Source organism: Microcoleus sp. MON2_D5, assembly GCF_036701905.1.
Taxonomy (GTDB): domain Bacteria; phylum Cyanobacteriota; class Cyanobacteriia; order Cyanobacteriales; family Microcoleaceae; genus Microcoleus.
Genome location: NZ_JAUBRM010000130.1, coordinates 1 through 12,781, shown reverse-complemented (window position 1 = coordinate 12,781; position 12,781 = coordinate 1). Strand labels below are relative to the sequence as shown.

Below are 12,781 nucleotides of genomic sequence, written 5' to 3'. Positions count from 1 at the left end.
CGTGCTTGGATGGCTCCTACGGACCAACCTCACGAAAACTACATCTTCCCTGAAGAAGTTCTGCCTCGCGGTAACGCACTTTAAAAAAATCAGGATTTGGATTTCAGATTAATTTAAGTTTTTTAAACTAATATGAAATCCAAATCCCTATTCCCTGGCGCAGGTGCGGTTCTCCCGTGCCCTACTAGGGGAACAAAAAAACCCAAAATCCAAAATCTAAAATCGTTGGAGGTTCTACCGCGTGGTAACGCTCTCTAATTCCTACGCAAGCGGTCGCGACCAAGAATCCTCCGGGTTCGCTTGGTGGTCTGGCAACGCTCGTTTAATCAATCTCTCTGGCAAACTGCTGGGCGCACACGTCGCTCACTCTGGTTTGATCGTTTTCTGGGCCGGAGCAATGACTTTGTTTGAAGTCGCTCACTTTATCCCAGAAAAGCCCATGTACGAACAGGGCTTAATCTTGATGCCCCACATCGCTACTTTGGGTTGGGGCGTCGGCCCCGGCGGTGAAGTTACGGATATCTTCCCGTTCTTCGTCGTTGGCGTTCTTCACTTGATTTCATCTGCTGTTCTCGGTTTGGGCGGCATTTATCACGCCGTTCGCGGTCCGGAAATTCTCGAAGAATACTCTTCGTTCTTCGGCTACGACTGGAAAGACAAGAACCAGATGACCAATATCATCGGCTACCACCTGATTCTGTTGGGATGCGGCGCTCTGCTGCTTGTAGCTAAAGCCATGTTCTTCGGCGGTGTCTATGACACTTGGGCTCCGGGCGGCGGCGACGTGCGGGTCATTACTAACCCCACTCTGAATCCGGCTGTGATTTTTGGCTACTTGACTCGCTCTCCTTTTGGTGGCGAAGGCTGGATTGTCAGCGTCAACAACATGGAAGATATCATCGGCGGTCACATCTGGGTGGGCCTGATTTGTATCGCTGGCGGTGTTTGGCACATTTTGACCAAGCCTTTCGGCTGGGCTCGCCGCGCCTTAATCTGGTCTGGCGAAGCTTACCTGTCTTACAGCTTGGGCGCTTTGTCCCTGATGGGATTCATCGCTTGCTGCTTTGTCTGGTTCAACAACACTGCTTACCCCAGCGAATTCTACGGCCCGACGGGCCCGGAAGCTTCTCAAGCGCAAGCTTTGACCTTCCTGATCCGCGACCAACGCTTGGGTGCTAACGTCGGTTCTGCACAAGGCCCCACCGGTCTGGGTAAATACCTGATGCGCTCTCCTACTGGCGAAATCATTTTCGGCGGTGAAACGATGCGTTTCTGGGATTTCCAAGGCCCTTGGTTGGAACCCTTGCGCGGTACTAACGGTTTGGACTTGAACAAAATCAAGAATGACATTCAGCCCTGGCAAGCTCGCCGCGCGGCTGAATACATGACTCACGCTCCTCTGGGTTCTTTGAACTCTGTGGGCGGTGTGGCGACTGAAGTTAACTCGTTTAACTTCACTTCTCCTCGTTCTTGGCTGTCGTGTTTCCACTTTGTGATGGGTTTCTTCTTCTTGGTCGGCCACTTGTGGCACGCTGGTCGCGCTCGCGCGGCTGTCGCTGGCTTTGAGAAGGGTATCGATCGCGAAAATGAACCAGTGCTGTCTATGCCTAATTTGGACTAATCGATCGAATTTATTTCTGATTTGATGGTCTAGTTGAAAAAGGCTCCTGCTTAACGGCAGGAGCTTTTTTTTGAACCCATATCTGGAAAAAGCTGCGGATTGTCGATCGACTGTTCTCCGAGCCCGCTAGCAGCAGATAAAATCCTAGACGTAGAAACCCGGTTTCTGAGTTAACCTTTTGAATTCCATGCTGTTTCTTTCCGTCAGCTCGTTCCTCAGCGAGCTTTTGCATCCAGGACTGAAATATTTCGGTGCGACCTTCATCGGTGGCGGTGAATGACTCTGCAAGTCTTGAAACTTGACAATTTTAATCCGTTGGGGTAGAGAGCTTGCAAGGCAGGCTCTACAAAGTTTATATTTAAAGTACAAAAGTTTTAATTCCACACTATGGAAAGTTGCAATTTTAAGGCCGATCGCTACAGGTGAAAAACTAATCGACGATCGCCATCAGGATATTTATATTTTATTAAATGGCTGTGCTTGCCGAATTTTTTAACAGGCACAAAACTTTTGGGCGGCTTACTGTTATTGCTAGGAAAGCAAAAGATTAATAATGGACTCATTAAAGATCGAAAATGTCAAGGTGATGTTCGATCGAGCAAATTTACTCGATCGCATCGCAAACCGCATTCGCCACTCTCTAGAACTGCCAGAAATTCTGAGCGCAACAGCAGCGGAAGTTCAATCGTTCTTGGGAACAGACAGAGTAAAAATATACAAGTTTCATAGCGACGGCAGCGGTGAAGTGATTGCCGAATCAATTAACGGCAACCGCTTGCCCTCCCTATTGGGACTGCATTTTCCAGCCGACGATATTCCCCCTCACGCCCGCGAACTGTTCGCGCAAGTACAGGTGCGATCTATCGTCGATATAGATTCCGGGCTGCTAGGCCAAAGTCCCCACCGCGACGCGGTTTCCGGTCAACTGCTGCCCGACGAAGTGCGCTTTCGCGCGGTTGACCCCTGCCATGCTGAATACTTGACTGCACTCGGCGTCAAGGCTTGCTTGGTAGTACCAATTTTTCACGGCGAAGAATTCTGGGGGTTGTTGGTATCTCACCACTCCGAATCCCGGACGGTCGCAGAACACGAACTGCAAGGCGTTCAGATGGTGGCAGATCAGCTCGGCGTCGCCATAGCCCAATCAACTCTCCTCGCCCGAGCGAGGGCGAAAGCTCAGCGGGAAACTGCCGTCAACCGGGTCGCCGCAGCCCTTCACTCTCAGCCGGCGATGGAACTGCAAGCAGCTTTAGCAGAATCTGTAGCAGCACTAGACGCAGCAGGCGGCAGGCTGTGCATTTTCGCCACACCCTTCATTTTCGACAGCAGCCCAGTTACGAGTTTAGTACCCTACTCGGACAATTCCACTCAGGCACTCAAAGTCTACACTTGCGGCTCAGGGCCGAAGATGGGAATTTCGGCAAAATACCCGCAGATGGAGCAATACAGCGTTTGGCACGAATATTTTAAATCCGGCGAGCAACAGGTTTGGGCAATTCCCGACTTGTACCAAATTAGCAGTTTGAGAAGCCTGCAACCTGCATTTCGATCGACCAAAATTCGGAGCATTTTAATCGTACCGCTCACAACCCGCCAGCAAATATTCGGTTACTTGAGCATTTTTCGAGAAGAATTTGACACCGAAACTCTCTGGGCCAGACAGTTTGATAGTGACGAGCGGCTCGCCCAATCTCGGATATCTTTTGAAGCGTGGAAAGAGTCAAAAACCGCCCAAATTAGCGAATGGAAGGCTGAAGAAATAGAATTAGTACAAACTTTGGGCAGGCACTTTGCTGAGGCAATTAACCGCTACCAACTACACCAAGAAATAGACGCACTTAACGCTAATTTAGAAAATCAAGTTCAAGAGCGCACAGCTCAACTGCAGCAGTTGACCCAACAGCAGCGAGTGCTGTTTGAAGTGGTGGCCAAAATGCGGAAATACCTCGACTTGAACAAGATTTTTAGCACGATGTCCCAGGAAGTGCGGCGCGCTTTAAATGCCGATCGAGTTGCGGTTTACCGCTTCGATCCCGCGTCGGAATTTAACGACGGTGAATTCGTTGCCGAAGATGTTTTGCCAGATTTTGTGTCAGCAATGGCAGTCAAAGTGCACGATCGCTGCTTTGGAGAAAACTACGCCAATCTCTACTCTCAGGGGCGAGTTCACGCAATGTCCGACATCAGACAGGCCGGACTGCAAGATTGTTATGAGCAAGTATTGGAGCAATTTCAGGTCAAAGCTACTTTAGTTGCACCGATTATGAAAGGCAACGACCTTTGGGGGTTGCTGTGCGTACACCAATGTTCGGCTCCCCGCAACTGGGAATCTTCCGAAATTAAGTTTGCTACCCAAATTTCCGCTCAGCTCAGCATCGCCTTAGAACAAGCAGATTTACTCGCTCAAACTCAGAAGCAAGCAGTTGAGTTGGAGCGGGCAGCCGAGCAGGAGCGGATACTGTTTGAGGTAGTTGCTAAGATTCGACAATCTCTAGATTTAGATACAATTTTTCGTACTACAACTACAGAACTGCGGCGCATTTTAAAGGCAGATAGAGTTTGCATTTATCGCTTCGATACGGACTCAGATTTTAATGAAGGTCAATTTATTACCGAAGATGTTTTACCAGGTTTTTGTTCGGCAATGGATGTGAAAATTCGCGATCGATGTTTTGGCGAAAAATATGCAAATAAATACAGCCAGGGACACATTCAAGTGTTGGCAGACACCGAAAATGCGGGACTCTCAGACTGCCACGCTGCTATTTTAGCTCAATTTCAAATTAGAGCCCAGGTGATTATGCCGCTGATGAATGGCAGCGAGCTTTGGGGCTTGCTGTGCCTGCACCAGTGCGACAGTTCGCGCAATTGGAAAACTTCCGAAATCCAGTTTGCTACGCAAGTCGGAACTCAGTTGAGCGTAGCATTAGAACAAGCAGATTTGCTCGCTAAAACGCGCCAGCAAACGGTCGATTTGCAGGCGGCAGCCGAGCAACAGCGGATACTGTTTGAAGTGGTGGCAAAGATTCGAGAATCTCTCGATATTAACGCAATTTTTAAGACTGCAACCCAAGAAGTTTGTCAGTTTATGCAAGTCGATAGAATTGCTGTTTATCGCTTTAATCCTGATTGGGGTGGCCAATATGTGGCAGAGTTTGTGAAAGATGGCTGGATAAAATTGATAGGGGAAGGTATCAGTACGGTTTGGCAAGATACTTATTTGCAGGAAAACCGAGGTGGCAGGTATGCCAATAATGAAACTCTAGCCGTTGACGATATATATCAAGCTTCCCACTCGGAGTGTGTTGTCGGTATTTTAGAGCAATTTCAAGTGAAGGCTTATGCGATCGCGCCGATTTTTGTAGGACAACAACTTTGGGGTTTGCTCACAGCCTATCAACATTCTGGGCCCCGCTGTTGGGAAAGTTCAGAAGTTAACTTTTTAGCTCAGATTGCCAATCAGTTAGGCGTAGCTATCCACCAAGCCGATTTGCTAGCTCAAACCAGACGCCAAGCAGAACAAATCGCTCAAAGTTTAAAAGATTTGCAGCACACTCAAGCTCAATTGATTCAAACTGAAAAAATGTCTGGTTTGGGGCAACTGGTAGCTGGGATTGCTCACGAAATTAACAATCCGGTTAATTTTATTTACGGCAATCTCAATCACGCTAGTGAATATACTGCTAGCTTACTGAGTTTGCTGGAACTTTACCAGCAGCAATATCCCGATTCTAGTCCTGAAATAGACAAATTGAGTGAAGATATTGACGTGGAGTTTCTGCTAGAAGATTTGCCAAAATTGCTATCGTCAATGAAGGTGGGAGCAGATCGCATCCGTCAAATAGTTCTGTCTTTAAGGAATTTCTCTCGTCTTGACGAAAGTCAAATGAAGGCGGTTGATATTCACGAAGGGATTGACAGCACGCTGTTAATTTTACAGCACAGGCTGAAATCTAATGGGGACAGTGCAAACATTGTGCTAGTGAAAGAATACGGCACTTTGCCTTTGGTTGAGTGTTATGTTGGACAGTTGAATCAGGTGTTTATGAATGTAATTGGGAATGCGATCGATGCTTTAGATTCGCACAAGTTGCTCGCTGACCAATCGGTGGCTCCTCAAATTAAAATCTCTACTTCGGTCGGGAAACTTAATGGCACTATTCCTAGCGCGGTGATTCGGATTTCTGACAACGGCACGGGAATTTCGGAATCTATGAGAAAACGCATATTTGACCCTTTTTTCACCACTAAGTCGGTGGGGAAAGGTACAGGATTGGGACTGTCAATTAGTTACCAAATTGTGGTAGAAAAACACGGTGGCGTTTTAAAATGCAATTCGGAATTGGGGAAAGGTACTGAGTTTGCCATCGAGATTCCGCTTCGACAGCAGCCAGCAGTCATTCCTCATTAGTCATTATTGTAAAATCCAGCCAAGAGTCAACAATCAACAATCACGGACGCTGCCACCATAATTGATATAATTAATCTGCGTTAATCTGTGTTAGTCTGCCCTCAGGTGCGGTTAAAAAAAGAGAATGTATTAACCGCAGATGACAAGGGATTGACGCTGATTCACGCAGATGAAAAGCAGAGAAATATGAAAAATTCCGATGCTAACAGATTTGGAATCAGGCTCGATCGTGCGTATGCGATCGCATAGCCGCCTTGCGGCATGGCGTGTGACGGTTGCCTAAGTCCTGATGCCAAAAGATGCCTATTTAATTGACTTTCATAGATTAGTTTCGCTCTTTTGTAGTTCTTGTTGGAGAGTATTCTTGACACGATCGTACTCAACCTCGATTTGAGCCAAAAGGGTTGAGGCTCGATCGAGTTCACCCGAGGTACTCATAACTTCTAGCGCGGCACAAAGCTGGGCCAGAGGAGCCGCGCTTAGGTTCGCACTGCTGCCTTTGAGGGTATGAGCGGCTCGGTTTAGGCTTTGAGTATCCGCTTGGGCGATCGCTAATTTCATAGCTTGTAGCAACTTGAGAGATTCCTCAAAGTAGCAGTTCGCCAGCAAGCTCAAAATCTGGGTTGAATCTTCATCAATGCTGCTACAGAAGGCTTGCAGTTCTGTAAGGTTAACCGCTGGCACATCAATTTCTGGCTTGTTGCTATCTGATTCCTGCTTTTGGGCCTGCTGCTGTTCCTGGTTGGGTGGACACTGACTCAGCGCTTGGATGAGAGCCTCTACTCGAATCGGTTTACTGATATAGTCATTCATGCCAGCATCCAGACAAAGCTCGCGATCGCCCTGCATGGCATTCGCCGTCACTGCAATAATCCAGGGACGAGCATGAGCAGGCCACTCCTCACCAATACGACGGCTGGCTTCTAGTCCATCCATCTCTGGCATTTGTACATCCATCAGCACTACATCATAAGGCTGGCGGTGCAGGGCTTCCAAGACTTCTAATCCATTGGCAGCAACATCAGCCCGGTATCCCAAACGCTCTAACAGCAGCAGTGCCACCTTGTGGTTCACCAGATGATCCTCTGCTAACAGAATTCGCAGCGGGAGTTTTTGAGCCAATTTAATATCATCCTGAACAGAGCTAGGGGGCCGCTGTTGAACTTTTGTCGGTTGAGCTTGTAGTGCCTGAGTCAGCACTTCATAGAGCTGGGATTGTTTGATGGGTTTGCTTAAACAAGCCGCAAAGTGGGTGGAGAGCGCTGAAGAACTCGCTTCTGGTTTGCCCATTGAAGTCAGCAGCACCAGAGGTAAACGGTGGGACTTAGGATGCTGGTGGATGGCTGAGGCGAGTGTGAGGCCGTCCATTTGTGGCATTTGCATATCTAAAATAGCGACATCAAACGTTTCTCCACTCTCAAGCCAGTTGAGCGCTTCCACAGCCGATTGGGCAGCCAGACTCTGCATCCCCCAACTCTGGGCTTGCAGCGTCAGAATTTGTCGGTTAGTGGGCTGGTCATCCACGATTAATAAACGCTTGCCAGATAGTTCTGGTACTATTTCCATTGGTTCCTCTAACTCAGTAGCAACAGCGGGTGCGACAATCGTGAAGTAGAAGGTAGAACCCATTGTGATTCGATGAGGCTGAGCGGCTTGCCATTTTGGGGAAGGGGTTCCTGCGACGTGGCCTCGGCTCTCGACCCAAATCATGCCGTTCATGGTTTCACAAAGTCGCTTACTAATCGCCAGACCTAAACCAGTCCCTCCATACTGCCGAGTCGTCGAAGCATCTACTTGACTAAAAGACTTGAACAGTCGATCGAGGCGGTTGGCTGGAATGCCAATCCCTGTGTCTTGAATGGCAAACTGAATTTCATACAAGCTTTCTGACAAGTTCCCAGGCTCAGAAATCGTTTTGTCAGAATCAACTAGAGAGGCTTGCACCGAAATGGTCACTTCCCCAGTTTCGGTAAACTTAATCCCATTGTTGAGCAAGTTAACTAGAATCTGACGCAGACGGGTGACATCACCCAAAATGAACTTAGGAGTCTGAGGCTGGATCAGGTAGCCCAACTCAATATCCTTCTCATCTGCTTTAACTGCAAGTTGGTCGATCGCACCTTCTATGCAATCTCTCAAGCTCAAGGGATACATTTCTAGCTCCAGCTTGCCCGACTCAATTTTGGAGAAGTCGAGGATGTCGTTGATGATACTCAGAAGGGTATCCCCACTATTGCGAATCGTCTCGATAAAGTCTCGCTGTTGAGCCTTGAGTTCTGTATCGAGCAGTAGTCCCGTCATACCAATAACCGCATTCATGGGAGTGCGAATTTCATGGCTCATCATCGCCAGAAACTCACTTTTGGCTCGGCTCGCTGCTTCTGCTTCCCGTCTAGTTTGCTCCAGGGCAAAGTTTTTCAGAGTTAATTCTTCTCGTTGTCGAGTTTCTTGCTCTAGTAATTTGGCTTGAGCTAGGGCAATTCCTACTTGAGCCGCGACTGATTCTAGCAACTCCACTTGATCGGCGGTCCAATGACGGTAGCGATCGCACTGGTGCAAACAAATGGCACCATTCGGTTCTCCTTGGTAAGAGGTTCGCACTGCTAATATCGCTCTCAATTTGAGACTGGTACAAATAGAATGAGCACAGGTGAGCAATAATTCGCAATAGACATCCGGGGAGGCGATCGCTTCATCCTCAGCCATCAACTGTTTTGTATAAGCAGGACTCGCCGCCAGAATGTCATGCTCCCCGCTGGGGGCATATCCGGGTGCTAGATACTCTGCAACGACAGGAAACTGAGGCTGTGGATTGTTCAAGTATGTGCGAATTAAGCAGCGACTGACCCCAAAAGTTTGCCCAATCTGAATAGCAGCCGTTTCAAATATCTGCTGAGCATTGAGGCTTTGACGAATTTCTTGGGTAATTTGCTTCAGCAGTAGGGCTTTTTGCAACTGTCGCTGTAGTGCTTCTTCTGCCTGCTTGCGATCGCTAATATCCTTCATGAAGCAGTGATGCCCCACAAACACATTTTGCTCGTCATAAGCAGAGACCATCACCAGTTGTTTATAGAAGATCGTGCCATTTTTTCGCATCCCCCTAGCTTCCACTTCGACTCTGCCGTCTCTCAACATTTGCTGATAAGCAGCCACCATCCTTCCAACATCTTCAGGATGAACAGTTTTTTGGCATTCCATCCCTAGCATTTCCTCTGGCTGATATCCGCAGATGGCGGCATAAGTTTCGTTAACGAAGATATAGCCTCCTTGAGGGTCGAGTCGAGAAATGCCTGCCACGGCATTTTCTAGCGCTGCACTCATTTGTTGCAGTTCCGCTTCGGCGCGTTTGCGAGCGCTAATTTCAATTAGAATGCAACCCACTGCTATAGGCTGCTCTGCATTTTTGAAAATGGGAAAGTGAGAAACGAGCCAGTAGCGCTTGGCACCCGTTTGGCTGGATACTTCTGAGCTCATTTCCAAGCTGATGGAAGGTTGTCCTGTCGTTAAAACCTGTTGTAACAGTGCATTTATACCAGGAGCAAATTCCCCCAACATCTCATCAGTTGTCTTACCTAAGTGAGCCTCCACAGAGCGGCCATTAATTTCAGCTAGTGCCTCATTGATTTGTAAAAATCGAAACTGCCGATCGTGGATACATAGCCCCACTCCTGCCAGGGAAGCTCCTTTAAAGAAAGCATTCAATAATTGCTCTCTGGCTTGAATTTCCTGCTCTAACTTTTTGCGCTCGGTAATATCGCTGTGAGAACCAGTCATACGGACAACTCTGCCCCCTTCATCCGAAAGCGCTTGCCCTCGAGCCAAAATCCATTTGTAGCTCCCATCCTTGCAAAGCACTCGATGTTCTGTAATATAAAAGGGAGTTTTGCCCTCAAAGTGATCTTGAATTACTTGCATCACCCAACCGAGATCATCGGGATGCACCCGCTTGGTCCATTCGTCCGGGTAATTGGGGATTTCATGGTCTTCGTAGCCCAACATTTCTTTCCAGCGAGCCGAGAAGAATACTTCATTGGTGTTGATGTTCCAATCCCATACCCCATCATTACTACCGCGTAGGGCGAGTTCCCACCGCTCTTGACTCGCTTGCAGAGCGACTTCTGCCTCATGCCGTTCAATTTCACTACCAATCCATTGAGCCATCAGCTTCAGTAATTCCACATGGGCAGATTTAAAGCTGCCTGCACGGGGATATTTGCTAGAAAAGCTGAGGGTACTGTAGACTTTGCCTGCAACTAAAACTCGTGTTCCAATATAAGCTTCTATGCCAAAGGCAAGATAGGCAGGATGGTAACGCCATTTTGAGGTGCCTGTATGTTGGATGGTTAGGGGTTCATTTGTGTCTAAAGCTTCACAGCACAAAGTTTGCCTAATATCAAGGGCATCACCTGGTTTCAGGACTCGATCGGGCGATCGTGCCACCATCACCTCATAACGATTATCTTGCACGCGAGCCAAGATACCACTTTCAAGCCGAAAGGTCTGACATCCCATGTCAATCAACGCTTGGATGCGCTGCTCAAAGTTGAGATTTTGGCTAGCAGTGACTTGATATAAAGCTCGTATTGCCGCCTCTCTTGTTATTAGTTCAGCTTCGGCTTGTTTACGTCTCTTAATTTCAGCTTTCAGAGATCGATTGATTTTGGATAATCTTTGCGTTCGTTCTTGAACCCGCTGTTCTAATGTAGCGTTGACGTGTTTAAGCTCCCTAAATTTTTGATTTAGCGCGATCGCCATCAATTGAAAATTGCTAGCAAGCTCATTGATTTCAGTAACAAAACTATGTTTCCATTCAAATGTTTTTTCTGAAAGCTGGTTGGGTAAGTCAGTAGTCGCCAGAGCTAAAAAGGATAATGGCTTGACCAGTCGTTCGCTAACCACCGTTGCCAACAAAAATGCCAACATTGTGATGACCAGAAGAATAATCAGATCTATCCTGTAGCGACTTTGTAAATTTTCTACATAGGACTCTGCTGGAATTTCTAAGCGTAATCTCCAGTTCAGCTCAGCAGGGTTAATCGTAAATTCCTGTATATATAGAGAGTTTTTCCAACGGATCATTGGATAGTTGCCCTTGCTAGGAACCCACTGCTGCAAGGTTCCCTCTAAGGTGCGAGTGCTGCCATCTTTTGACTCCTCAACAGAGTTCAAAAGCTTTTGGTCGGATTGATTACTGGCAATCAGTCGGTTGTTTGGATCTAGCAATGTAATGCGTAGTTGCTGATTGTTTTTCTGGAAAATGTATAGAGATTGGATCTGGCTCAATGCTAATGAACCGTGGATCAGCCCAAGGAAATGACCTTGAACTTGCAGGGGAACATTCAATGCTACATGAGGTTCGTCAATTAATAAATCGTTGTGGATAGGAGTCATCCAAGGTCTCAACCCCTGTTGAGCCAGGGTAATTAGAGATTTATGTTGGGTGCTTTGTTCAATCAACCGCCGACGGGTTTGATTTAAAGGAGAAGAGGCTGCTAAAACTGTTCCAGATGAATCAGCCACATAAATGTTCTCGAAATCTGGAAACCACTGCTCGATCAGGCTAATGTCTTGTTGCAGTCGATCGGATGATTGAATCGCTTGATTAGCAGCAGTGGCGGTTTCAGGGATGAGCGCTTTTTCAGCTAATGTATTCAAGGCTAAGAGATGTTGCTGATACCATCTAGATACACCGCTACTGAGATTTGTTCCGTTTGTTTGTAACTCAGTTTGCACGGTCGTCTGAATTTGAGCGAGCCAGTATCTACCATCAATAACTAATAGGAGCAGTCCTGGAATAAAGACAAAAGCAACCAACAGATGAAAAATAGTTTGTTTTAATGAGAGGGCATGGATATTCTTTGAACGATCAACCTGTTTATCAACGGGTGCATAAACAATGATAAAGCTGGCAACTAAGGCATTAAAAATGCCGTTAACTGCTTGTTTGCACATAACTAGCAGGACTTGAGCCGCTTCCATGTGCAGCATTTGACCGTAGAAAAGCCAAACGAGAGGCATCCCAATTAAGAACCAGTAAATCCCATCAACTAAAAGGAGGTTCGGATCTTTGCGCTTCTTGCAACGAAACCCTACAAACAGAGCCTCAATTACCAAAATAATTGTGGCGTATGGATGATTCCAAAGAACATAAGTATAGCTGCCTGCTATTAGACTGGCCAAGGCTCCCCAGCCCCAGCCGAAATAGTAAGAAATAATCAGTATTGCAATACTGCCAAAGAGGAAATCAACCCCAAATAAAAGAGACAAACTGAAATAGTTGCCCAGAAAACCCGCACCAGTGAGAAGGGCGATCGCACCTAACCATCTTTTATCACGCACTGAGCTAGGCCCTCCCATAAACTTTTATAATCGCTAGTTGCTGAATATGACCTGATTCCGATAAAAAAAGCGCTATAGAGCCGATCTGTTATTTACCTGACAGTTTCCCTGAAGATCGCACCACCGATTATTTAAGCTTTAATATAGCCTTTCTCAGTAACATGAGGTGCTCTGGCGGGCATAGGGCATAGGGCATAGGCATCCGTGGGCATCAGTTGCGAGCGGTGTGTACCTCATTTTATTGAGAACCGCTATACTAAAACCAAGGCTTACTGATGCAGGACTTGATATTTCGCTCAACTTTTGAGAAAAAATTATTCCCAATTACGGGAGGCATATAGCAATTCCATTTGAGATGTAAATATGAATTTCTATGGTAAAATAGGAAAGTTTGATAATAAATGAAAGGG

The 12,781-nt window shown here is 47.0% G+C and carries 3 protein-coding genes; 2 read left to right on the top strand and 1 reads right to left on the bottom strand.

Annotation, left to right across the window (positions count from 1 at the left end; all coding sequences use genetic code 11):
* Positions 1 to 241 precede the first annotated feature (241 nt).
* Together psbC and QUA47_RS28220 are read left to right on the top strand one after the other, a co-directional pair.
* Positions 242 to 1,621, top strand: coding sequence for a photosystem II reaction center protein CP43 (psbC, locus tag QUA47_RS28225; RefSeq protein ID WP_190663611.1), 1,380 nt, complete (start codon positions 242 to 244; stop codon positions 1,619 to 1,621).
* 553 nt (positions 1,622 to 2,174) lie between these two features.
* Positions 2,175 to 6,032 carry a GAF domain-containing protein gene (locus QUA47_RS28220; protein WP_333433215.1) on the top strand — a complete coding sequence of 1,286 codons (3,858 nt, stop codon included), beginning with the start codon at positions 2,175 to 2,177 and terminating at the stop codon, positions 6,030 to 6,032.
* Between the two features lie 318 nt (positions 6,033 to 6,350).
* On the opposite strand, the gene QUA47_RS28215 is transcribed toward QUA47_RS28220, so the two are convergent.
* The gene (locus QUA47_RS28215; protein WP_333433214.1) at positions 6,351 to 12,371 is read right to left on the bottom strand and encodes a response regulator; all 6,021 of its coding nucleotides are present in this window, start codon (positions 12,369 to 12,371) and stop codon (positions 6,351 to 6,353) included.
* Positions 12,372 to 12,781: the final 410 nt, after the last annotated feature.